Here is a 22,101-nt window from a genome sequence, read left to right as displayed (position 1 = left end):
CCGCGGCCGTTCCTTCCGGTCGTCGGGGTCGTCGGGGTCGTCGGGGTGGCTGTGGCCGTGGCCGTGGCTGTGGCCGGTGGTCGTGGTGGCAGTGGTCGTCCTCGGCACCACGGTCGTTCCGGGCACCGTGGTCGCCTCGGTGTCCCGGTCGTCCCGGGTGCCTTCGGCGCCCCGGTCGTCCTGTCCCGCGGTCGTCGGAGTGGCTGTGGCTGTGGCCGGTGGTCGTGGTGGCGCCGGTCGTCCTCGGCACCACGGTCGTTCCGGGCACCGTGGTCGCCTCGGTGCCCTGGTCGCCCCGGGTGCCTTCGGCGCCCCGGTCGTCCTGGGGGCCGAGGCCGCCTTCGGTGCCCTGGTCGTCCTGTCCCGCAGTCGTCGGGGTGGCAGAGGTCGGGGTGGCAGAGGTCGTCCCGGGCGACGCGGTCGTCCCGGGCGGCGGTGATCCCGACGGCCCCCGGGCCGGTGTCCCGGTGCCGCGCTTCCGGACCCGGCCGTCGGCCGTTCACGTGTCCCCGGCCGTGACACGGCCGTCGTCCTCCAGGTGCGTGGACAGATGACGCACAGATGTGACGACGTCCTCCGCGGTGTCGGTCCCGGCGCCCTCCAGGACGTCCGAGGAAGACGGCGTGGAGGACCCCGGGACCGGACAGGACCGGATCTTCGAGAGTTGCGTCGCGGCCCGGCGTCGCCAGGGGAGCGCCGCCGTACGGCGCGGCGGCATCCTCACGGTCCGCGCGGCGCCGGCAGGCGAAGCCCTGTCCGGGCTCCGTCCACCGCCGTGGGCGCCCCGGTCAGGGGCGGCCGCGCTGTCCGCGCAGGTGCTCCGCGATCGGCTTCAGGGACTTGTCGAGCTCGATGAGCGCCTCGGGGGAGAGCAGGTCCATGAAGTGCCGGCGCACGGAGGAGACATGGTGCGGGGCGACCCGCTGCATGGTCTCCATGCCGTGGTCGGTGAGCACCGCGTACAGTCCGCGGCGGTCGGACTCGCAGTTCTCCCGGCGCACCAGATCGGCGTTCTCCATACGGGTGATCTGGTGCGAGAGGCGGCTCTTGGACTGGAGGGTGGCGGAGGCGAGATCGCTCATGCGCATCCGCCGGTCGTCCGACTCGGAGAGGTTCACCAGGATCTCGTAGTCGTTCATCGTCAGTCCGAACGGCTGCAGGTCCTTCTCGAGCTGGTACGTCAACAGCCTGTTGACCTCCAGGTGGGTGCGCCAGGCGCACTGCTCCGCATCGGTCAGCCAGGGGGTGGCCGTTTCGGTCTCCATGAGTGAAGTCTACCTAAGAAGTTGAAAGGCGTACTAACGGGGGGTGGCAGTGACTACGCAAAGGCGTTCGATGTCACACTCCGCAGACTACCGCTCACAGTCCGAAGCGACGCTGGAGGTCCCCCAACTGTCCGGGAAGGCGCGGTACCCCCGAAGCGCCCGCCGCGCCGCCTCCGGGCACCCCCGCCTGATGCGGAACGACCCCCGCCGCCTGTTCCGCCATCAACGTCTCGGTCGACTGGAGCAGGACGGTCCCGGCCCCGGCGAACTCGAACTGATGCTCCTCCCCGGAGGCCCCGCCGAGGCCCGTCAGTGCACGTAGACCGCCCATCACGCCGGTCATGTAGCCATGGTCGTAGTGATGGCACGGCGACGGGCAGTCGGCCCAGCCGACGAGCGCCTGCGGATCCACCCGGATCGGGGGTTCCATGAACACCACCGGACCGTTAGATGCGGCCACGAACTTCCCGGTTCCGATCAGCGTCAGAAAACCCGGCACGATCGATTGCTTCAGCGCGAGAGTTGGCTGAAAAGCGAGCAGGTTGCCGGAGCGAATGGTGAGGTTGCCGTCCTCCAGGTCGTACGAATTCACATCGAAGGCCCGGTCGGCGAGCAGCATCTTGCCCGAGCCCTCCGCCACGACCCAGTCGGACGCGTGCAGAGGCGAATGGAAAGACGTACGGACAAGTCGGTCCAATCGGCCGTGCCCGATGCCGTTGAACTCGATCGAACCGTAGTAGGCGATCATCTTCCCCTTCTGCAGGAACCACTGGCTCCCCTTGAGCTCCACGCAGAAGGTGTACGCGTTGACGTTGTCGTCGACGGGCAGGGTCGCCGGGTCGTGCACGACGGGACCCGCGCCGGGGTGGGCGGTCACAGCTTCTCCTCCGATGCCTGGACGTACACCGAGCCGTTGCCGCTCAGCTCCAGCTGGAACGCCTCGCCGGAGCCGCGGCCGACCATGTCGCGCCAGCCCAGCGCGGTCGACAGCTTGTTGCGGACGTCGCCGTGGTGGGCGACGTACGCCTGCGGGTCCACGCGCACGGGCCGCTGCGGGGTGATCGGCACCTCGAACACTCCGCCGTGGGCCATCACCGCGACCGCCCCGTGGCCCGTGAGGGACGTGGTGAACAGCCCCTGTCCGCTCACCTGGCCGCGCACCATGCCCATCACCCCGCCCTGCGCGCCGAGGAACACGGTCCGCTGCTCCAGCGTGCCCTCGAAGGCGAGCAGCCGGTCCGCCTCGACGTACAAGGTGTCACCGGTCAGGCGGATGACCTGCACATGGTGGCCGCCGTGCCCGAAGAGCACCGTGCCGCTGCCCTCGACGGTCATCAGCGGGGTGTCCTCGTTCGCCACGCGGCGCCCGATCATCGACATGACGCCGCCCTGGCCGCCGCTCATGTTCGGGGTGAAGCTGACGTCGCCCTTGTAGGCGAGCATCGCGCCCCGCTGGCTGAACAGCCGCTGCCCCGGCGCGACGGTGGCCTCGATCATCTTGGGATTGATCTCACGGAAGGCCATCACACGTCCCCCGCGATCGTGTTGCGCTCGCTCGGCTGCACGTACACCAGGCCGTCCCCCTCGAACCTGATCTGGAAAGCCTCGCCGCCGCCCTCGCCGAGCAGCGTGCGGAAGGTCACACCGGACTGGAAGGACTGCCGGAGGTTCCCCTGGTGGGCGACATAGGCCCCCGGGTCCACGGTCAGCGGGTACTGAGGGCTCACCCGCAGCACCACGGCCGGTCCGTCCGAGGTGATGGCCGCCTGGCCGTGCCCCTCCACGGTCGTGGTGAACAGCCCGTTGCCCTGCGAGGCCCCGCGCATCCCCGTGAAGGTGGTCCCCGTGCGCAGCCCCGCGTCCGTCGCGAGCAGGTTGCTGCTCTCCACGTACAGCTTGTCGCCCTGGAGGCCGACGAGGCTGATCTCGGACGCGCGGTCCGCGAACCAGCAGATCCCCTGCCCTGTCACCTCCATCACCGTCATCTGTTCGCCGGTGAGCCGCCGGGTCACCATCCCCCGCAGTCCCTCACCGCCGCCACTGAGCTTCTTGAAGGTCATCTGTCCGTCGTACGCGACCATCGAGCCGTTCTTGGCCTTCACGGCATCCCCGGTCATGTCGACGGCGAGCACCTTGCTTCCCTGAAGTCGGAACATCGCCACGCCGGGAAAGGTAGCCCGCGGCCGCGTCCGCCGACAGAGCCCACGGTCGGACCCCGCCCCTAGGGGCCCGGCCGCGGGAACCCCCGGGCCGTTTGTCACAATGGCGAGGATGTTTGTGCACCCGTTCACAAACTCCGGACGACTCTCCCCCCGACCCCACCGAAGGTGACCCGTGGACATCAAGACCGCCTCCGCCCTGCGCCGGCTCCGCCTGGTCTCGACCCCTGAGGCCGTGTCCTTCCTGCTGCTGCTCGTCTGCTCGGTGCTGAAGCGGACCACGGACTTCAACGCCGTGCCCGTCATGGGTGCCGTCCACGGCCTGCTCTTCGTCCTCTACGTGCTCTTCTGGGCCGACGCCTGGAACCGCACCAAGTGGTCCTTCGGCACCGCCGCCCTCTACTTCGTCCTCTCCGTCCTGCCCACCGGCGGCTTCTTCGCCGACCGCAGGCTGCTCCGTGAGGCCGAGGACGCGGTCCTCGCCGCGCGTGCCGGCAAGGAAGGGGTCGTCGGCGCATGATCGTCGCCTTCTCCGTGACGCCGCTCGGTGTCGGCGAGGACGTGGGGGAGTACGTCGCCGACGCCGTACGGGTCGTACGGGAGTCCGGGCTGCCCCATCGCACCGACGCGATGTTCACCTCGGTCGAGGGCGAGTGGGACGAGGTCATGGACGTCGTCAGGCGTGCCGTGGCCGCCGTCGAGCGGCGCGCTCCCAGGGTCTCCCTCGTCCTCAAGGCCGACATCCGCCCCGGAGTGACGGACGGTCTGACCTCCAAGGTCGAGACGGTCGAGCGGTACCTGGCCTAGGGCCCGTCGTTCGGATCATGTCGGCGTCGCGGGGGACCGGCTGTCCGACGCCGGGGCCGTGCCCAGCGGTGTCCGCTCGTGCAGGACCTGGTGGCCGTAGCGCCGCGCCACCGGCAGGCCCGCATGCCTCAGGACCGTCGGACGGGCCGACACCGAGGACGCGGGGTGAGGCCCGGACGCGGGGCGGGGGTGCTGGTGGTGGCGGGCTCGTCGGGCGCGGTGAGCGCGGCGGCCCGCCCGCGCCCCGGCAGCCGTACCGGCGACTCGGGGGCGCGGTCCGCGGGAGCCGCCCGCAGACCGCCGATGCCACGGGCCGGACAGACCACCGTCGGCTGCCGGGGCGGCTCGAAGCCGCTGACCACGTCGGGCCGGGAGAACGCGCTCGGCATCGGCACCAGCCCCTGACCGCCCAGGTCACGCACATGCTCGCCGCCCCGCTCCACCGTCGGGGTCCGGCCGCCGAACGACGGCCGCCGTCCGCCGTGCCGGCCGGGGCCGGAGCCGCCGGCACCGTGTGCCGCGCCCTGCCGTCGCGGGAGGGTCGTCCGCACCCGACCGAAACGCGAGACGGAGCTGACCGCATAGTGACCGGCCGGTAAGGTCTGGTGCCGTGCCGAAGCCGCTCAGTCTCCCGTTCGATCCCATCGCCCGCGCCGACGAGCTCTGGAAGCAGCGCTGGGGCGGTGTGCCGTCCATGGCCGCGATCACCTCGATCATGCGGGCGCACCAGATCCTGCTCGCCGAGGTGGACGCCGTGGTCAAGCCGTACGGGCTGACGTTCGCGCGCTACGAGGCGCTGGTCCTGCTCACCTTCTCCAAGGCCGGCGAGCTGCCGATGTCCAAGATCGGTGAGCGGCTGATGGTCCATCCGACCTCGGTGACGAACACGGTCGACCGCCTGGTGAGGTCGGGCCTGGTCGACAAGCGCCCCAACCCCAACGACGGCCGCGGCACCCTCGCCTCCATCACCGGCAAGGGCCGCGAGGTCGTCGACGCCGCCACCCGCGACCTGATGGCCATGGACTTCGGCCTCGGCACCTACGACGCGGAGGAATGCGCGGAGATCTTCGCCATGCTCCGCCCCCTGCGCCTCGCGGCGGGCGACTTCGACGACGAATGAGGGGGCGGGGACGGCTCCCGACCCGGGCGAAGATCGCCCGGAACCTGCCGTTACGCTCGTCAGCATGAAATCCAGCGTGCTGACCCGCTACCGCGTCATGGCGTACGTGACCGCCGTCATGCTGCTCGTGCTGTGCACCTGCATGGTCTTCAAGTACGGGTTCGAGATGGGTGAGGACGTCACCTTCGCGGTCTCCCAGGCCCACGGCATCCTCTACATCATCTATCTGATCTTCGCCTTCGACCTGGGCTCCAAGGCCAAGTGGCCGTTCGGCAAGCTGCTGTGGGTGCTGCTGTCCGGGACGATCCCCTTCGCCGCCTTCTTCGTCGAGCGCAAGGTCGTCCGCGAGACGCTTCCGCTGGTCGGCGACGTGCAGGTCGCTCCCGCCAAGGCGTAATCCTTCCGCCGTGACCCCTCACGGCGGTTCGCCGTCGACGTTTACTTGGACGTCCTAGTAAATTTGACGGTATGGACGCTGACGCGATCGAGGAGGGCCGCCGGCGGTGGCAGGCCCGGTACGACGCCGCGCGTACGCGCGAGGGCGACTTCACCACGCTGTCCGGGGATCCGGTGGATCCGGTGTACGGGCCCAGGGCCGGGGACAGGTACGAGGGGTTCGAGCGGATCGGGTGGCCGGGGGAGTATCCCTTCACGCGCGGGCTGTATCCGACCGGCTACCGGGGGCGCACCTGGACCATCCGGCAGTTCGCCGGGTTCGGCAACGCCGAGCAGACCAACGAGCGCTACAGGATGATCCTCGGCCACGGCGGAGGCGGCCTCTCCGTCGCCTTCGACATGCCGACGCTCATGGGCCGCGACTCCGACGACCCGCGCTCGCTCGGCGAGGTCGGGCACTGCGGTGTCGCCGTCGACTCCGCCGCCGACATGGAGGTGCTGTTCAAGGACATCCCGCTCGGGGACGTCACCACCTCCATGACGATCAGCGGGCCGGCCGTGCCGGTCTTCTGCATGTACCTCGTCGCCGCCGAGCGCCAGGGCGTCGACCCGTCCGTCCTCGACGGCACGCTCCAGACGGACATCTTCAAGGAGTACATCGCGCAGAAGGAGTGGCTCTTCCGGCCCGAGCCCCATCTCCGCCTCATCGGCGACCTCATGGAGCACTGCGCCGCGCACATCCCCGCCTACAAGCCGCTGTCCGTCTCCGGCTACCACATCCGCGAGGCCGGGGCCACGGCCGCACAGGAGCTGGCGTACACCCTCGCCGACGGATTCGGCTACGTCGAACTGGGCCTGAGCCGCGGCCTCGACGTCGACGTCTTCGCGCCCGGCCTGTCCTTCTTCTTCGACGCGCACGTCGACTTCTTCGAGGAGATCGCCAAGTTCCGTGCCGCGCGCCGCATCTGGGCGCGCTGGATGCGGGACGTCTACGGAGCCCGGTCCGCCAGGTCCCAGTGGCTGCGCTTCCACACCCAGACCGCGGGTGTGTCCCTCACCGCCCAGCAGCCGTACAACAACGTCGTCCGTACGGCGGTCGAGGCCCTCGCGGCGGTGCTCGGCGGCACCAACTCGCTGCACACCAACGCCCTGGACGAGACCCTCGCCCTGCCCTCCGAGCAGGCGGCCGAGATCGCCCTGCGCACGCAGCAGGTGCTGATGGAGGAGACCGGCGTCGCCAACGTCGCCGACCCGCTGGGCGGTTCCTGGTACGTCGAGCAGCTGACCGACCGGATCGAGGCCGACGCCGAGAAGATCTTCGACCGGATCAAGGAGCGCGGCCTGCGGGCGCACCCCGACGGGCGGCACCCCGTCGGCCCCGTCACCTCCGGGATCCTGCGCGGCATCGAGGACGGCTGGTTCACCGGCGAGATCGCCGAGTCCGCCTTCCGCCACCAGAAGTCCCTGGAGACGGGCGAGAAGAGGGTCGTGGGCGTCAACGTCCACACGGGTTCCGTCACCGGCGACCTGGAGATCCTGCGCGTCGGTCACGAGGTCGAGCGCGAGCAGGTCCGGATCCTCGCCGCCAGGAGGTCCGGCCGTGACGAGACGGCCGTGCGTACGTCCCTGGAGGCCATGCTCGCCTCCGCGCGGGACGGCTCCAACATGATCGGGCCCATGCTCGACGCCGTGCGCGCCGAGGCGACCCTGGGCGAGATCTGCGGGGTGCTGCGGGACGAGTGGGGCGTGTACACGGAGCCGCCCGGCTTCTGACGGGCGAAGGACGGGACGGGAGGGCGCTCTTGAGGAAGACGCCCCGGAGGGAGGCGCCCCCGGAGGGAGCCACCTTCAGGAGGGAAACACCTTCAGGAGGGAAACATCCTCAGGAGGGAGGCACCCTCAGGAGGGAGGCACCCTCAGGAGGGAGGCACCCTCAGGAGGGAGGCACCCTCAGGAGGAGACGCCCTTCGCGAGGGACGCCCTCAGTCCGCCCTCTCCTGCCCCGCTCCCGCCAGTCCCACCACCAGGACGCGCGAGAGGCTGCGCACCCACTCCGCGTCGGCCGGCTCCGCGCTCACCAGCGTCCGGTGGACCACGGCCCCCGCGACCATGTCGAAGATGAGGTCGGCCGTGCGTGCGGACTCGGCCGCGTCGGACTCGGCCGGCAGCTCGCCCCGCGCCTGGGCCCGTTCACGCCCCTCGGTCACCAGGCACTTCTGCCGCTCCACGATCGACGCCCGGATCCGCTCGCGCAGGGCGTCGTCGCGGGTGGACTCGGCCACCACCGCCATGAGCCCGCTCTTGGCCTCGGGCCGGGCGAGGATCGCGGCGAACTGGAGCACCACACCCTCGATGTCCGCGGCCAGGGACCCCCGGTCCGGCAGCCGCAGCTCGTCGAACAGCTCGGCCACCGCGTCCACGACCAGCTCGTTCTTGCCGGCCCACCGGCGGTACAGCGTCGTCTTGGCGACCCCCGCCCGTGTCGCCACATCGCCCAGCGTCAGCTTCGACCACCCCAGCTCCACCAGGGCGGCACGCGTGGCGGCGAGGATCGCCGCGTCGGCGGCGGCGTTGCGCGGCCGTCCTCGGACGGCAGGGGTGCGGCTCTGCATGCCATGACCATAAACCGGCGTTCCGCACACGGCTCCGGACGCGGCAGTGAGGCAGATCACCGGCGTACGGCACCACGGAAGGGCCCGCCGGTATTACGCTACGACTCGTAGCGAAAGCAGGACGGCGCCCCGTGCCGGACGTACACGGGCGAGGGCCGCACGGCGCGGGGTGGGGACCCGGCGCCGCCGGACGGACCGACCGTCGTCCTCGCTTTCCCGACGCTTTTTCATTCACGCGCGAGTACGGGGGAGGATAGACGCATGCAGCCACGGAACATGTCCATGAGCGGCGTCGTCGACCTCGCCGCGGTCAAGGCGGCCCAGGAGGCCAAGGCCAAGGCCGAGCAGACGCGCGCAGAAGCGGCCCGCCAGGGCGGGGGCGGGGCCGTGTCCCCGGCCGACCTTGTGATCGACGTCGATGAGGCGGGCTTCGAGCGGGACGTCCTGCAGCGCTCCGCCGAGGTACCGGTCGTCATCGACTTCTGGGCCGAGTGGTGCGAGCCCTGCAAGCAGCTCAGCCCGGTCCTGGAGCGGCTCGCCGTCGAGTACGGCGGGCGCTTCCTGCTCGCCAAGATCGATGTCGACGCCAATCAGATGCTGATGCAGCAGTTCGGGGTCCAGGGGATCCCCGCCGTCTTCGCGGTCGTCGCGGGGCAGGCGCTGCCGCTCTTCCAGGGGGCCGCCTCGGAGGCGCAGATCCGGCAGACCCTCGACCAGTTGGTGCAGGTCGCCGAGCAGCGGTTCGGGCTGACCGGCCTCACCGTCGACCCGGACGCCGAGCCGGGCGGCACGGAGCCCGCCGAGGCGCCGGTCGGCCCCTACGACGCCCTGCTGAACGCCGCCGCGCTGGCGCTGGACGCGGGCGATCTGGGCGGCGCCGTCCAGGCGTACAGGAACGTCCTCGCCGACGATCCGGCCCACCCGGAGGCCAAGCTGGGTCTGGCGCAGGCCGAGCTGCTCCAGCGGGTGCAGAACCTGGATCCGCAGAAGGTGCGGCAGGAGGCGGCCGAGAAGCCCGCCGACGCGCCGGCGCAGATCGCCGCCGCCGACCTCGATCTGGTCGGCGGGCACGTGGAGGACGCCTTCGGCCGGCTCATCGACACCGTACGGCGCACGGTGGGTGACGACCGGGACTCCGTACGCCTGCGTCTGCTGGAGCTGTTCGAGGTCGTCGGCGCGGAGGACCCGCGGGTGGCGGCGGCGCGCAGAGCGCTGGCGCGCGCCCTGTTCTGAGGTTCCATACCGGGTCGGAACGGGCGGTTCCCGCGGCTCACGGCGTGATGCCGGAGTGACGGGAACCGTCGGCGGAGCCGGAAAGCGGCCGCGCTTTACCAAAACTTGGTAATCGCGGCCGCTGTTACTGCAAGTAAGCCTCGGGCGTTGATCTGTCGGACTCTGTCCATCGATCAATAGTTTTGTCCCGCCCCCATCTGACACCCTGCGTCGCCGACCGAGATCGGCGGGTCGTTGTTCGGTTATCCGGCCGTTACTAGCGAGTAACGAACCCCCTTGTGCGGGCGGCCAGAATGCACCACGATCGGCCACGCTCGGTCCCTTCCCGCACCCCGACACCCGGTCGGGTCACGGGAATCCTGGGTCCCCACCGAGCAGAGCCGGCGGCAGTGGAGCCGGTTCTTGGACAGGGGGGTCTTCGCCGTCCGGCGAAGCCTGTCCGCGAAGGTTGTGCGTGATGCGTGTCAGGCGCGACCAGTGGTTGTCGCTCGGGGGTGATCGCCGGTGATTCGGGCGCGGTACGCGCCGCCGAGTGCAGGCGCTCTCCTTACCGAGGACGTAGCACTTCTCCCATCCCTGCCCGGCTGAGCCGCCGTCAAAGGGGCAGTCAGGGCCGGAGATGTACGTCCGAGAAGGAGGAAAATCATGGGTTCCAAGCCTCGTGGCGGGACCAGATGGAAGCGCTTCGCTGTGGTCATGGTCCCCAGCGTCGCCGCGGCCGCAGCGGTCGGTGTGGGTCTGGCGCAGGGTGCGCTCGCCGCGTCGTTCGCCGTCTCCGGCCAGCAGTTCAAGGTGCGCGCCGGTCACCTGGAGGGTGACGGCTTCGCCCAGTACGGCGGTATAGACGAGGGTTACACCGACGTCTCCGGGTCCAAGACCACCAAGCGCCCGGTCGCCATCTCGACGTTCAAGCACGCCGAGATCAACAACATGTGCCAGTCGCTGAGGACGGACATTCCGCTCCTGGGCACGGTCTACATGCGCCTGGAAGCGGGCAAGAAGGACCCGGTCGTCGCGGACAACCTGTACCTCGACATCGCCCAGCTCGACGCCGACGCCACGTTCAAGGGCATCGACATCGGTGTGGCCATCAAGGACCAGAACAAGGGTCCGGCCGTCACCGACAAGGGTGTGCTGCCGGGCGGCTTCGCCCAGCAGGCGGACAAGGCGATCCTCGACGACGCCAAGCAGACGGCGTGGGCCACCACCGCCGGCACCTTCAAGCTGAGCGGTCTGAGCCTGCGTCTGGGCACCGACTCCAAGATGGAGTGCTTCTGAGCCTCCGTCGCGCGAGTACCCCCGGGTACTTGAGCTGACCGCCGGGCGGGGAGGTGGGCCACCGCCTCCCCGCCCGGACCGGGACCCCCGTCCGGTGCACACGCACCGGGCACCGCTCTCTTCGCGCGCCGGCCTCGAACTCTCCACCGCGGCAGCGCCGCACGTACTTCCCCCGGATCCCAGGGAGCTGTTTTTCCATGAGTGCCGAGACTCCGGTCCAGAGCGTCGGGTCCTTCACCCGGACGCGTCTGCGGTTCCGCGCCTGGCGGGGCGACCGGCCTTTCTGGGCGGGCCTGTTCACGCTGCTCGGCGGTGTGCCGATCGCCTACTTCCCGTACGCCACCCTCAAGCTCGGCCATGTCTCCATCGCGATGGCGACGACGGCCGGTGCGGGCTCCCTGATCATCGGTGTCCTGCTGGTCACCCTCGGTCTGACCCTGTGGTTCCAGCAGGCCCAGCGCATCTTCGCGGGTGTCGCCTCGATCGTGCTGGCCCTGGTGTCGCTGGTGGTGTCCAACATCGGCGGCTTCGTGATCGGCTTCCTGCTGGCCCTCGTCGGCGGCGCGCTCGCCATCTCCTGGGCGCCCGGTGAGGCGTCCGCGGAGACCGGCGGCAAGGAACTGGCGCCCTCGGGTGCCGCTCCCGCCGGGACGCTGCCGGACCGGGACGAGGACGCTGCCGCACCGGAGACCGCAGGGGAGCCCGCGGGCGTGCCCGCCCCCCGTGAGCACAGCGAGGACGTCGTGCCCGACAACGACAACGGGAGGCACCGTGCCGGCTGAGCCGCTGGGCCCGGACGACGTCGCGGCCGAGCCGCGTATCAGAACCGGGCCGCGCCATGCGGCCCCCAAGAAGCCGCTCCTGACCCGCCTGCACATGCCCACCGGCCGGGCCATCGCCCTGGCCGCGATGCCGACCGCCGTCCTCATGGGCGTCGGCATGGGCCCCCTCGCCCAGGCCGAGGGCCAGGACCCCAAGCGGCTCACGGCCGAGGAGTACCAGGCCTGCGTCGAGGCCCTGGAGGTCACCCAGGACGAGGACGGCGCCGACAAGTCCGCCGAGCCCACCCCCACGCCGACCGCCACCGCCTCCGAGAGCGCGGACAGCGGCTCGGGCGACACGGGCTCCGGCGACGGAGGCTCCACCGGCGACACGGACCCGGGCACGGACACGGACACCGGCACGGACACCGGCACCCCGGAACCCTCGCCGTCGACGTCCGCGCCCGCCGCCGAGACCGAGCAGCCGGCCGACTCCACCGCGACCGAGGCCGCGCAGCAGCAGGCCGAGCCCGCCGCGACCCCGTCCGAGACGGAGACCGGCAATCCGCTGGACCCGCTGGGCATCGGGGACGCGCTCAAGGACCTGATCACCGGTGACGACAAGGCGGAGGAGACTCCCGCCCCGTCCGCCACGCCCACGCCCTCGGCGACCCCGAGCGCGACCGCGACCGAGGCGGCACCGGACCCGGTCCGGTCGTCCGGGGCGAGGGTCGAGGACGCGGGCCGGACCGTCGAGGACACCGCCGAGGACGTGCGGGAGACGGCCGACGAGGCCGCCGACGAGGCCGAGGACGCCGCCACCGAGGCGCCCACCGCCACCGCCACGCCCAGCCCCTCCGCCACCGAGAGCACGGACCCCGAGGACTGCCCGGTCGCCACCGACGCCGAGGGTGAGTACGAGAACGCGCCCCGGCTCCCGGACCGGCCCTGGCGCCTGGAGGCCAGCTCCCTGCTCCTCAAGGGCGCCGACTACCAGGGCGTCGTCGACGTCCGCACCTCCAACGGCACGGTCAAGCCCGTCCTGAAGTACGTCATCAGCGACGGCACCGACATCGGCGACCTGCACCAGCTGGTCAAGGACGAGGACGGCGGCAAGACCTACCACGTCCAGGCCGCCAAGGGGTCGACCTCGACCATCACCAACGGCAAGACGACCATGTACACGGAGAAGATCTCGGGCAAGCTGTTCGGCCTGATACCCGTCACGTTCAGCCCGGAGAACCCGCCGCCGCTGAACATCCCGCTGATCTACTTCACCGACGTCGAGGTCACCCAGGCCGGCCAGTTCGGCGGCGACCTGCACGTCCCCGGGCTGCACCAGTTCATCAGCGACTGAGCCGCGCCCGCCCCGCACCCCCCCGGGAGCCGCAGGAAAACACCGAGGGCGCCCCTTCTCGACGAGAAGGGGCGCCCTCGGTGTCGTACGCCCTGCGGGCGCGTCAGTCGCGGTCGCCGCCGCCCAGGTGGTGCACCCGGACCATGTTGGTGGTGCCGGGGACACCGGGGGGCGAACCGGCGGTGATCACCAGGGTGTCGCCCGCGTTGAAGCGGTTCAGCTTCAGGACCTCCTCGTCGACCAGCTCGACCATCTCGTCGGTGCTGTTCACGAAGGGCACGACGTGCGGCTCGACACCCCAGCTGAGCGCCAGCTGGTTGCGCGTCGACTCGTCCGTGGTGAAGGCGATGATCTGCTGCGCCGCGCGGTAGCGGGAGAGCCGGCGGGCGGTGTCACCGGACTTGGTGAAGGCCACCAGGCCCTTGCCGCCGAGGAAGTCGGCGATCTCGCAGGCCGCGCGGGCCACGGAACCGCCCTGAGTACGGGGCTTCTTGCCCGGTACCAGCGGCTGAAGACCCTTGGAGAGCAGCTCCTCCTCGGCCGCCTGGACGATCTTCGACATCGTCCGGACGGTCTCGATCGGGTACGCGCCCACGCTGGACTCGGCGGACAGCATGACCGCGTCGGCGCCGTCCAGGATCGCGTTGGCGACGTCGGACGCCTCGGCGCGGGTCGGCCGGGAGTTGGTGATCATCGACTCCATCATCTGGGTCGCCACGATCACCGGCTTGGCGTTGCGGCGGCACAGCTCGATGAGACGCTTCTGCACCATGGGGACCCGCTCCAGCGGGTACTCGACGGCGAGGTCGCCACGGGCGACCATGACACCGTCGAACGCCATGACGACGTCCTCCATGTTCTCCACCGCCTGCGGCTTCTCCACCTTGGCGATGACGGGGACGCGGCGGCCCTCCTCGTCCATCACGCGGTGGACGTCGTCGACGTCCTTGGCGTCCCGGACGAAGGACAGCGCGACCAGGTCGCAGCCCATGCGGAGCGCGAAGCGCAGGTCCTCGATGTCCTTCTCGCTCAGCGCGGGCACGTTGACGGCCGCGCCGGGCAGGTTGATGCCCTTGTGGTCGGAGATGACACCGCCCTCGATGACGATCGTCCGCACCCGCGGGCCCTCGACGTCCAGGACCTTCAGCTCGACGTTTCCGTCGTTGATCAGGACCTGGTCGCCGCGCGACACGTCGCCGGGCAGACCCTTGTAGGTCGTGCCGCAGATCGACTTGTCACCGGGGACGTCCTCGGTGGTGATGGTGAACTCGTCACCGCGGACCAGCTCGACGGGGCCCTCGGCGAAGGTCTCCAGCCGGATCTTGGGGCCCTGGAGGTCGGCGAGCACACCGATGGCCCGGCCGGTCTCCGTGGCGGCGGCCCGGACACGGTCGTACCGGCCCTGGTGCTCGGCGTGGGAGCCGTGGCTGAAGTTGAAGCGGGCCACGTTCATGCCGGCCTCGATCAGCGACACGAGCTGTTCGTGGGAGTCGACCGCGGGGCCGAGAGTACAGACGATTTTCGAACGGCGCATGAGGCGATCCTATCCGTTTGTTTCGCTCCGGAATATTCCGTCTGGCGGAAGATACAAATGAGTGGCCTTTTGCTCAGGTGGGCTCAGTTGCCGCGCGGCGGAGCCGCAATTCGTTACCGCTCGACCAGTGCGTAGGTCTGCGTCGCGATCTCCAGTTCTTCGTCCGTCGGCACCACGGCGACGGCGACGCGAGCGTGCCCGGGCGAAATCAGACGCGGCTCGTCACCGCGTACGGCGTTGAGCCCGCCGTCGACCGACAGGCCCAGTGTCTCCAGGCCCGCGACCGCCGCCGCGCGCACCTCGGCCGCGTTCTCCCCGACACCGGCGGTGAACGCGACCGCGTCCACCGTGCCGAGTACGGCGTAATAGGCGCCGATGTACTTCTTCAGACGGTGAATGTAGATGTCGAAGGCGAGTTGCGCCTGTTCGTCGCCCTCGTCGACGCGCCGGCGGATCTCCCGCATGTCGTTGTCGCCGCACAGTCCGATCAGTCCGCTCTTCTTGTTCAGAAGAGTGTCGATCTCGTCGGCGGACATTCCGCCTACACGCATCAAATGGAAGATGACCGCCGGGTCGAGATCTCCCGAACGCGTTCCCATCACGAGTCCCTCCAGAGGCGTCAGCCCCATGGAGGTGTCCACACACACGCCGCCGCGCACGGCGGAGGCGGAGGCGCCGTTGCCGAGGTGCAGCACGATCACGTTGACCTCCTCCGGCGCCCGGCCCAGCAGTCGCGCGGTCGCCCGCGCGACATAGGCGTGCGAGGTGCCGTGGAAGCCGTAGCGGCGGATGCGGTGCGCGTCGGCGGTCTCCACGTCGATGGCGTAGCGCGCCGCCGACTCCGGCATCGTCGTGTGGAACGCGGTGTCGAACACCGCCACCTGCGGCAGGTCGGGGCGCAGATGCCGGGCCGTGCGGATACCGGTGAGGTTGGCCGGGTTGTGCAGCGGGGCCACCGGGATCAGCCGTTCGATCTCGGCGAGGACGGCCTCGTCGACGACGGTCGGCCGGGTGAACCGCCTGCCGCCGTGCACGACCCGGTGGCCGATCGCGGCCAGCTCGGGGGAGTCCAGTCCCAGGCCGTCCTGGGCGAGTTCGGCGGCCACCGCCTTCAGCGCCGCGTCGTGGTCGGCGATCGGGCCGGTCCGCTCGCGGGGGTCCGAGCCCGCGGGCGTGTGCTTCAGCCGTGACGTCTGCTCACCGATGCGCTCCACGAGGCCGGTCGCCAGCCGGCTGCTGTCGCGCATGTCGAGCAGCTGGTACTTCACCGACGAGGAGCCGGAGTTGAGGACGAGGACACGGGTCGGACTCACAGCTGGGGCGCCTTCTCGGTGGGGGACTGGGCCTGGATCGCCGTGATGGCGACGGTGTTGACGATGTCCTGGACGAGCGCGCCCCGGGAGAGGTCGTTGACCGGCTTGCGCAGACCCTGGAGCACCGGCCCGACCGCGATCGCGCCGGCCGAGCGCTGCACGGCCTTGTAGGTGTTGTTCCCGGTGTTGAGGTCGGGGAAGATCAGCACCGTCGCCTGCCCCGCCACCTCGGAACCGGGCAGCTTGGTCGCGGCGACGGTCGGCTCCACGGCCGCGTCGTACTGGATCGGACCCTCGATCTTCAGGTCCGGCCGGCGCGAGCGCACCAGCTCGGTCGCCGCGCGCACCTTGTCCACGTCGGCGCCCGAGCCGGAGGTTCCGGTCGAGTACGACAGCATCGCGATCCGCGGCTCCACACCGAACTGGGCGGCGGTCGCGGCCGCCTGGACGGCGATGTCCGCGAGCTGCTCGGCGTCCGGGTCCGGGTTGACCGCGCAGTCGCCGTAGACGAGGACCTTGTCGGCCAGGCACATGAAGAAGACCGACGACACGATCGAGGCGTCCGGCTTGGTCTTGATGATCTCGAAGGCGGGCCGGATGGTCGCGGCCGTGGAGTGCACCGAGCCCGACACCATGCCGTCGGCCAGGCCCTCCTGGACCATCAGCGTGCCGAAGTAGTTCACGTCCGAGACCACGTCGTAGGCCAGCTCGACCGTGACGCCCTTGTGTGCCCGGAACGCGGCGTACTTCTCGGCGAAGGAGTCGCGCAGCTCGCTGGTGGCCGGGTCGATCAGCTGGGAGCCGCCCAGGTCGATGCCGAGGTCGGCGGCCTTCTTGCGGATCAGGTCGGCCGGGCCCAGCAGGGTCAGCTCGCACACTCCGCGGCGCAGCAGCACCTCGGCGGCGTGCAGCACGCGCTCCTCGGTGCCCTCCGGCAGCACGACCCGGCGCAGGTCGGAGCGGGCCTGCTCCAGCAGCTTGTGCTCGAACATCATCGGGGTGACCCGGTCGGTGCTCGGCGCCGAGACCCGGCCGAGGAGATCGCCGGTGTCGACGTGGCGCTCGAACAGGCCGAGCGCGGTCTCCGCCTTGCGCGGGGTGGCCGCGTTGAGCTTGCCCTCCAGGGAGAACAGCTGCTCCGCGGTGGGGAAACTGTTCCCGGACACCGACAGCACGGGTGTGCCGGGGGCCAGCCGGGCGGCCAGGGTGAGGACCTCGTCGCTGGGCACCTCGTCCAGGGTGAGCAGCATGCCGGCGATCGGCGGGGTGCCGGCGCTGTGCGCGGCGAGCGTGCCGATGACCAGGTCGGCGCGGTCCCCGGGGGTGACGACCATGCAGCCGGGGGTCAGGGCGCCGAGGAAGTTCGGCAGCATGGCGCCGCCGAAGACGAACCCGAGCGCGTCCCGGGCGAGCCCCGAGTCGTCGCCGAGCAGCACCTTCGCGCCGAGCGCCTGGGCGATCTGGGAGACCGTCGGCGCGGACAGCGCGGGCTCGTCGGGCACCACGTAGCAGGGGACGGGCAGCCGGGAGGCGAGCTTGTCGGCTATGAGGTCACGGTCCTCGCGGGCCACCCGGTTGGTGACCATCGCCAGCACGTCGCAGCCCAGCGTGTCGTACGCGCGGTAGGCGTTGCGGGTCTCGGCGCGCACCGACTCCGCGGTCTGGCCGCGGCCGCCCACCACCGGCAGGACGGAGGCGCCGAACTCGTTGGCGAGGCGCGCGTTCAGCGCCAGCTCGTCCGGCAGCTGGGTGGCGGCGAAGTCGGTGCCGAGGACGAGGACGACGTCGTAGTCGCGGGCCACCGCGTGGAACCGGTCGACCAGGACCGACACCAGCTCGTCCGTGCCCTGTTCGGCCTGGAGCGCGGACGCCTCGTGGTAGTCCATGCCGTAGACGGACGCCGGGTCCTGCGAAAGGCGGTAGCGGGCGCGCAGCAGCTCGAACAGCCGGTCCGGACCTTCGTGGACGAGAGGGCGGAACACCCCGACCCGGTCGACCTGCCGGGTCAGCAGCTCCATGACCCCCAGCTCGACGACCTGCCGGCCGTCGCCGCGGTCGATACCGGTCACGTACACGCTGCGCGTCACGCCTGCACTCCGTTTCGTGGGTGATGTGCCGTCGCCCTGGGCCTGCCCCGCGGGCTGTCACAAAAATCGCCCACCGAGGTGAGCAGAACCCTCTTGACAGTACCTCCCTCGATAGTTAAGGCGCCCGTCAAGAGGCGGGGGCGGCAGTGCACTGAGGGACGTGAAAGAATCGGAACCGGCTCACCGGAACCACAGCGAGCAGGAGACACAGCACGATGCGTATCGGAGTCCTCACCGCAGGCGGCGACTGCCCCGGCCTGAACGCAGTGATCCGGTCGGTCGTGCACCGGGCGGTCACGAACTACGGCGACGAGGTCATCGGCTTCGAGGACGGCTACGCCGGCCTGCTGGACGGCCGCTACCGGACCCTCGACCTGAACGCGGTCAGCGGCATCCTCGCCCGCGGCGGCACCATCCTCGGATCCTCCCGCCTGGAGCGCGACCGCTTCCGCGCGGCCTGCGACAACGCCAAGGAGCTCATCGAGCGCAGCGGCTTCGACGCGCTGATCCCGATCGGCGGCGAGGGCACCCTGACCGCGGCGCGCATGCTCTCGGACGCGGGGGTGCCCGTGGTCGGCGTCCCGAAGACCATCGACAACGACATCTCCTCCACCGACCGGACCTTCGGTTTCGACACCGCGGTCGGGGTCGCCACCGAGGCGATGGACCGGCTGAAGACCACCGCCGAGTCCCACCAGCGGGTGATGGTCGTCGAGGTGATGGGCCGGCACGCGGGCTGGATCGCCCTGGAGTCCGGCATGGCCGCCGGCGCCCACGGCATCTGCCTGCCCGAGCGTCCCTTCGACCCCGCCGACCTGGTGAAGATGGTCGAGGAGCGCTTCGCCCGCGGCAAGAAGTTCGCCGTCATCTGCGTCGCCGAGGGAGCCCACCCCGCCGACGGCACCATGGACTACGGCAAGGGCGCCATAGACCAGTTCGGCCACGAGCGTTTCCAGGGCATCGGCACCGCCCTCGCCCACGAGCTGGAGCGCCGCCTCGGCAAGGAGGCGAGGCCCGTCATCCTCGGTCACGTCCAGCGCGGCGGCACGCCCACCGCGTACGACCGCGTCCTCGCCACGCGCTTCGGCTGGCACGCGGTGGAGGCCGCGCACCGGGGGGACTTCGGCCGGATGACGGCGCTGCGGGGCACCGACGTCGTGATGGTGCCGCTGGCGCAGGCGGTCACCGAGCTGAAGACCGTGCCGAAGGACCGGATGGACGAGGCGGAGTCGGTCTTCTAGAAGGTCTTCTCCGGGATGCCTCTTCGCGGCCTCTAGTACGGCGTGCCGTTCCGGTACGCCGTATTGCCCTCGACGGCCGTCCAGAAGTGCTCGACGATCCGGTCGAGGAAGTCGCGGCCGGCAGCCGTCGAGTCCTCGGCCGCGTTGCCGCCGCCCCAGCTGAGGGTGGCGGCCATCTGCCCCTGGTACTCCTGGTGCAGCGCCTGGAGCACCGGCTCCAGGGTGCGCCGGTCCAGGGGCACGAGTTTGCCCACCGGCCGTACGTGCGCCTGCCAGCGGGTGCCGACCGCACCGCGCAGCAGCTCGGCGAGCTTCGGCTCCCGGCCGGTGACGGTCACCAGGTCCGGCAGGGACAGCTCCAGCACGTCCGCGAGGGCGGCGGCCTGGCGGTCCGAGCCGCGCCACTGGCCGGTGTCCTCCATCCGCAGATACGCGTCGAGGTCGTGACCGACGGACCGGGCGACGTCCTCCGGGGCCAGACCGCGCGCGATGCGGTGCTCGCGCAGCGTCCGGGCCCGCCCGATCAGCTCGCCGGGCGCACACCACAGCACGCCCGCGAGCGCGGTGAGCTCGGGACCGGTCGGGGTGAGGGTCCCGCGCTCCCAGGCGACGACGAGGTCGGGGGTGACGTAGGGGAGCCCGTACGACGCACGCAGCCCGTAGGCGACATGCTCGGGGCCCATGCCGAGCGCGGCCCGCAGTCTGCGGGCGGCCGGGGCGTTGAACGGGGGACCGGGGTGGTTCGGCTGAGCTGAGGGTTGGCGCACGGGACCACAAGGTAGAGGTGCGGCCACCGCCGTGACTACGGTCTGTTCGGCCACAATCACGCATTGTATGAACGTACGGTTTTCCCTGCGACGGAGTGTTACCTGTGGGTCACCCCTTGACAGTTTTGCGGGGTCACTCGGAGGAGATGGCCGGTCTTTCCGGCGGTGAGGGGCTATTCCGGGAGATCGGCGGCTTGGGCGCGGGCGTCTGCAGCTTCGTCGGGGGCGTTGGCGAGGGTGAAGGCGTCGGCGGCCCGGAGGTAGTGGGTGCGGGCCTCGGACGGGCGGCCGGCGGCGTGGTGCGCGAGGCCCAGGTTGCAGAGGACCTGGGCCTCGCGGTAGTGGTCCTTGAACTCCCGGTAGGCCGACAGGGCCGTGGCGTACGCCTTGACCGCCTCCTGCGCCCGGCGTGCCTTCATCAGGGTGTTGCCGAGGTTGGTCCACGCGACGGCCGCACGGTGGCGATCCCCCTCCGCGCGGAACAGGTCGAGGGCCCGGATGTAGGCGTCGACCGCCTCCCTCACCCGGCCCGCGTCCCCCAGGACGTCGCCGAGGTTGGTCCACGCCTCGGCCTCGCCGTGGCGATGCCCTTCCGCCTGGTACAGGTCGCGGGCATGGGTGAGGGCCTCGGTCGCCTCCTCCACCCGGCCCGCGTCCCTCAGAGCGTTGCCGAGGTTGCGCCATGTGACGGCCGCGTTGTGGCGGTCTCCTTCCGCCTGGTACAGGTCGCGGGCATGGGTGAGGGCGTCGATCGCCTCCTCCGCCCGGCCCGCGTCCCGCAGGCCGGCGCCGAGGTTGTTCCACGCAGCGGCCTCGTCCGGCCGGTCCCCGACCCGGCGAGCCGCCTCCCGCGCGGCCACCCCCACAACGATCAGATCGTCGAAATACCGCCGCCACTCCAGATACGTCCCCAGGCACTCCGCCAGCCGCACCGCCGTCCCGGCGAACCGCTCCTCGCGCCCCCATCCCATTGCCGCCACCAGACCCGCCCGCTCCCCGTCGAACCACGCCAGCGCGGCCGCACGGTCCCCGAACAACTCCGGTTCCACCCTCCCGGGCAACCACCGCAACCGGTCGTCCGCCGCATCCGCCCACCGCCAGTAGAACGTCAGTACCTGCTCCCGGGCCGCGTCCCCCTCCTCCCGCAGCCCGGCGTCCCCCTCCACCACACCCGCCCCGAACACCCGCACCAGGTCGTGCAACCGCCACCGCAGCGTGGCGTCCGACCCCACCGGCGTGACCAGATGCGTGGCGGCGAGGTCGTCCAGCAGGGACAGGACGGCCGGCGCGTCGAGGCCGGTCAGGGCGGCCGCCGCCTCCGTGCCGGTCTCGGAGGTGGGCGCGAGGGCCAGCAGGCGCAGCAACCGGGCCTGGTCGGGCGGGAGCCGGCGGTACGAGGTCTCCAGCACCGGCCGCAGGGCGAGCGACCGCCCGTACAGGTCCGTGCCCGTACCGCCCCGGTCGAGGGCGGCCACCGTGTCCCCGACGCTCCTGATCTCGGCCACCAGCGAGGCGATGTCCCGGCGCCGGCGTCTGCGCAGCATGGCCGCGGCGATCTGGAGGGCGAGGGGCAGACGGCCGCAGAGGTCGGTCAGCTCGCGCAGGGCGTCCGGCTCGCGGGCCGGGCGTCCGTCGCGTTCGTCGTAGTCGTGCAGGGCGCGGGTGACGAGCGCGGTCGACTCTTCCGGCGTGAGTTCCTCCAGGTCGATGAGGCGTACGGGGAGGGCGTCCGGGCGGTCCCGGGAGGTGATCAGGACCCGGTGCCGGTCCGTGCGCGGCAGCAGGGGCAGGTACTGGGACGGGTCGGAGGCGTTGTCCAGGATCAGCAGCGTGCGTTCCGGCCGCTCGGTGAGCAGCGCGTGGTAGGCGTCGTACTGCCGGACCGTCGTCGGAGGCAGGTCCGCCCCGCGCACCCCCATCGCGTCGAGGAGGGCCAGGACCCCCTGGTCCGCCGTCACCGGGTCGTCGTCGTAGCCGCGCAGGTCCACGAACAGGAACCCGCCGGGGAACCAGCCCTCCGCGCGGGCCCGATGCGCCGCCTCCAGCGCGAGCGCGGTCTTCCCGATGCCGCCCATGCCGGTGACGGCGGAGATCAGGAGCGGAGTGCCCTCGTCGGAGGCGGGTGCGAGGCGGGGGAGCAGACGGTCCAGCTGCTCCCCGCGGCCGGTGAA

General features: G+C 71.1%; 20 protein-coding genes and 1 pseudogene. 10 read left to right on the top strand and 11 right to left on the bottom strand.

Features of this window, described 5'->3' with window-relative positions; genetic code table 11:
- Positions 1–788 precede the first annotated feature (788 nt).
- From ACIQGV_RS16240 to ACIQGV_RS16225, 4 genes are all read right to left on the bottom strand, one after another.
- Positions 789–1,265, bottom strand: coding sequence for a MarR family winged helix-turn-helix transcriptional regulator (locus ACIQGV_RS16240; protein WP_402495085.1), 477 nt, complete (start codon positions 1,263–1,265; stop codon positions 789–791).
- A 94-nt stretch (positions 1,266–1,359) separates the two neighbouring features.
- Positions 1,360–2,142: an AIM24 family protein gene (locus tag ACIQGV_RS16235; RefSeq protein WP_402495082.1), complete on the bottom strand. Its 783-nt coding sequence runs from the start codon at positions 2,140–2,142 to the stop codon at positions 1,360–1,362.
- Entirely contained in the window at positions 2,139–2,789 is a 651-nt protein-coding gene (locus ACIQGV_RS16230) for an AIM24 family protein (protein ID WP_402495079.1), read from the bottom strand. The genes ACIQGV_RS16235 and ACIQGV_RS16230 overlap by 4 nt, the downstream gene beginning before the upstream one ends.
- Complete coding sequence (locus ACIQGV_RS16225; protein ID WP_402495851.1) at positions 2,789–3,421, bottom strand: AIM24 family protein; 633 nt, start codon at positions 3,419–3,421, stop codon at positions 2,789–2,791. The genes ACIQGV_RS16230 and ACIQGV_RS16225 overlap by 1 nt, the downstream gene beginning before the upstream one ends.
- 178 nt (positions 3,422–3,599) lie before the next feature.
- Between ACIQGV_RS16225 and ACIQGV_RS16220 the strand changes: the two genes are divergently transcribed.
- Both ACIQGV_RS16220 and ACIQGV_RS16215 read left to right on the top strand, forming a co-directional pair.
- The gene (locus tag ACIQGV_RS16220) at positions 3,600–3,944 is read left to right on the top strand and encodes a DUF3817 domain-containing protein (protein ID WP_402495077.1); all 345 of its coding nucleotides are present in this window, start codon (positions 3,600–3,602) and stop codon (positions 3,942–3,944) included.
- On the top strand, positions 3,941–4,231 hold the full coding sequence (locus ACIQGV_RS16215) for an MTH1187 family thiamine-binding protein (protein WP_402495075.1): 291 nt from the start codon (positions 3,941–3,943) through the stop codon (positions 4,229–4,231). The genes ACIQGV_RS16220 and ACIQGV_RS16215 overlap by 4 nt, the downstream gene beginning before the upstream one ends.
- A 15-nt stretch (positions 4,232–4,246) precedes the next feature.
- Here ACIQGV_RS16215 and ACIQGV_RS16210 read toward each other — a convergent pair.
- Positions 4,247–4,683 (bottom strand): annotated as a pseudogene (locus ACIQGV_RS16210) (transcriptional regulator); the annotation flags it as partial.
- A gap of 158 nt (positions 4,684–4,841) precedes the next feature.
- Between ACIQGV_RS16210 and ACIQGV_RS16205 the strand changes: the two are divergent.
- The 3 genes from ACIQGV_RS16205 (at position 4,842) to ACIQGV_RS16195 (ending at position 7,520) form a co-directional block, all read left to right on the top strand.
- Positions 4,842–5,351, top strand: a complete 510-nt coding sequence (locus ACIQGV_RS16205) for a MarR family winged helix-turn-helix transcriptional regulator (RefSeq protein WP_402495072.1) — start codon at positions 4,842–4,844, stop codon at positions 5,349–5,351.
- Positions 5,352–5,415: 64 nt separating this feature from the next.
- The gene (locus ACIQGV_RS16200; RefSeq protein ID WP_402495069.1) at positions 5,416–5,748 is read left to right on the top strand and encodes a DUF3817 domain-containing protein; all 333 of its coding nucleotides are present in this window, start codon (positions 5,416–5,418) and stop codon (positions 5,746–5,748) included.
- Between the two features lie 71 nt (positions 5,749–5,819).
- The gene (locus ACIQGV_RS16195; RefSeq protein ID WP_402495067.1) at positions 5,820–7,520 is read left to right on the top strand and encodes a methylmalonyl-CoA mutase; all 1,701 of its coding nucleotides are present in this window, start codon (positions 5,820–5,822) and stop codon (positions 7,518–7,520) included.
- A gap of 209 nt (positions 7,521–7,729) precedes the next feature.
- Here the strand turns inward: ACIQGV_RS16195 and ACIQGV_RS16190 are convergent, their stop codons facing one another.
- Positions 7,730–8,359 (bottom strand): TetR/AcrR family transcriptional regulator, encoded by a 630-nt coding sequence (locus ACIQGV_RS16190; RefSeq protein ID WP_402495065.1) that lies wholly within the window; start codon positions 8,357–8,359, stop codon positions 7,730–7,732.
- 261 nt (positions 8,360–8,620) lie between these two features.
- On the opposite strand from ACIQGV_RS16190, the gene ACIQGV_RS16185 reads away from it, so the two are divergent.
- The 4 genes from ACIQGV_RS16185 to ACIQGV_RS16170 all read left to right on the top strand — a co-directional run bounded on the left by ACIQGV_RS16185 (position 8,621) and on the right by ACIQGV_RS16170 (position 12,988).
- Positions 8,621–9,592 (top strand): tetratricopeptide repeat protein, encoded by a 972-nt coding sequence (locus tag ACIQGV_RS16185; RefSeq protein ID WP_402495063.1) that lies wholly within the window; start codon positions 8,621–8,623, stop codon positions 9,590–9,592.
- Between the two features lie 645 nt (positions 9,593–10,237).
- The gene (locus ACIQGV_RS16180) at positions 10,238–10,870 is read left to right on the top strand and encodes a DUF6230 family protein (protein WP_402495060.1); all 633 of its coding nucleotides are present in this window, start codon (positions 10,238–10,240) and stop codon (positions 10,868–10,870) included.
- A 197-nt stretch (positions 10,871–11,067) separates the two neighbouring features.
- Entirely contained in the window at positions 11,068–11,652 is a 585-nt protein-coding gene (locus tag ACIQGV_RS16175) for a DUF6114 domain-containing protein (RefSeq protein ID WP_402495058.1), read from the top strand.
- Positions 11,642–12,988 carry a hypothetical protein gene (locus ACIQGV_RS16170; protein ID WP_402495055.1) on the top strand — a complete coding sequence of 449 codons (1,347 nt, stop codon included), beginning with the start codon at positions 11,642–11,644 and terminating at the stop codon, positions 12,986–12,988. Before ACIQGV_RS16175 ends, ACIQGV_RS16170 begins: the two co-directional genes overlap by 11 nt.
- Before the next feature lie 103 nt (positions 12,989–13,091).
- Here the strand turns inward: ACIQGV_RS16170 and pyk are convergent, their stop codons facing one another.
- The 3 genes from pyk to pta all read right to left on the bottom strand — a co-directional run bounded on the left by pyk (position 13,092) and on the right by pta (position 17,922).
- The gene (gene pyk, locus ACIQGV_RS16165) at positions 13,092–14,522 is read right to left on the bottom strand and encodes a pyruvate kinase (protein ID WP_402495053.1); all 1,431 of its coding nucleotides are present in this window, start codon (positions 14,520–14,522) and stop codon (positions 13,092–13,094) included.
- A gap of 113 nt (positions 14,523–14,635) precedes the next feature.
- The gene (locus ACIQGV_RS16160; RefSeq protein ID WP_402495051.1) at positions 14,636–15,835 is read right to left on the bottom strand and encodes an acetate kinase; all 1,200 of its coding nucleotides are present in this window, start codon (positions 15,833–15,835) and stop codon (positions 14,636–14,638) included.
- Entirely contained in the window at positions 15,832–17,922 is a 2,091-nt protein-coding gene (gene pta, locus ACIQGV_RS16155) for a phosphate acetyltransferase (RefSeq protein WP_402495048.1), read from the bottom strand. The genes ACIQGV_RS16160 and pta overlap by 4 nt, the downstream gene beginning before the upstream one ends.
- 215 nt (positions 17,923–18,137) lie before the next feature.
- Between pta and ACIQGV_RS16150 the strand changes: the two genes are divergently transcribed.
- Entirely contained in the window at positions 18,138–19,163 is a 1,026-nt protein-coding gene (locus ACIQGV_RS16150) for an ATP-dependent 6-phosphofructokinase (protein WP_402495045.1), read from the top strand.
- Between the two features lie 32 nt (positions 19,164–19,195).
- Here ACIQGV_RS16150 and ACIQGV_RS16145 read toward each other — a convergent pair whose 3' ends face one another.
- Both ACIQGV_RS16145 and ACIQGV_RS16140 read right to left on the bottom strand, forming a co-directional pair.
- On the bottom strand, positions 19,196–19,930 hold the full coding sequence (locus ACIQGV_RS16145; protein ID WP_402495043.1) for a helix-turn-helix domain-containing protein: 735 nt from the start codon (positions 19,928–19,930) through the stop codon (positions 19,196–19,198).
- Between the two features lie 173 nt (positions 19,931–20,103).
- Entirely contained in the window at positions 20,104–22,026 is a 1,923-nt protein-coding gene (locus tag ACIQGV_RS16140) for a tetratricopeptide repeat protein (RefSeq protein WP_402495848.1), read from the bottom strand.
- Between the last annotated feature and the right edge of the window lie 75 nt (positions 22,027–22,101).

Source organism: Streptomyces sp. NPDC093094, from assembly GCF_044754345.1.
In the GTDB taxonomy this organism is placed as follows: domain Bacteria; phylum Actinomycetota; class Actinomycetes; order Streptomycetales; family Streptomycetaceae; genus Streptomyces.
Note: the sequence above shows the minus strand (reverse complement) of the source record. Positions and strands in the feature narration are given on the sequence as shown.

Coding starts and splice junctions, on each gene's coding strand:
- ACIQGV_RS16240 (WP_402495085.1), bottom strand. CDS start 1,265: ATGGAGACCGAAACGGCCACCCCCTGGCTGACCGATGCGGAGCAGTGC.
- ACIQGV_RS16230 (WP_402495079.1), bottom strand. CDS start 2,789: ATGGCCTTCCGTGAGATCAATCCCAAGATGATCGAGGCCACCGTCGCG.
- ACIQGV_RS16225 (WP_402495851.1), bottom strand. CDS start 3,421: ATGTTCCGACTTCAGGGAAGCAAGGTGCTCGCCGTCGACATGACCGGG.
- ACIQGV_RS16215 (WP_402495075.1), top strand. CDS start 3,941: ATGATCGTCGCCTTCTCCGTGACGCCGCTCGGTGTCGGCGAGGACGTG.
- ACIQGV_RS16200 (WP_402495069.1), top strand. CDS start 5,416: ATGAAATCCAGCGTGCTGACCCGCTACCGCGTCATGGCGTACGTGACC.
- ACIQGV_RS16195 (WP_402495067.1), top strand. CDS start 5,820: ATGGACGCTGACGCGATCGAGGAGGGCCGCCGGCGGTGGCAGGCCCGG.
- ACIQGV_RS16190 (WP_402495065.1), bottom strand. CDS start 8,359: ATGCAGAGCCGCACCCCTGCCGTCCGAGGACGGCCGCGCAACGCCGCC.
- ACIQGV_RS16185 (WP_402495063.1), top strand. CDS start 8,621: ATGCAGCCACGGAACATGTCCATGAGCGGCGTCGTCGACCTCGCCGCG.
- ACIQGV_RS16180 (WP_402495060.1), top strand. CDS start 10,238: ATGGGTTCCAAGCCTCGTGGCGGGACCAGATGGAAGCGCTTCGCTGTG.
- ACIQGV_RS16175 (WP_402495058.1), top strand. CDS start 11,068: ATGAGTGCCGAGACTCCGGTCCAGAGCGTCGGGTCCTTCACCCGGACG.
- pyk (WP_402495053.1), bottom strand. CDS start 14,522: ATGCGCCGTTCGAAAATCGTCTGTACTCTCGGCCCCGCGGTCGACTCC.
- ACIQGV_RS16150 (WP_402495045.1), top strand. CDS start 18,138: ATGCGTATCGGAGTCCTCACCGCAGGCGGCGACTGCCCCGGCCTGAAC.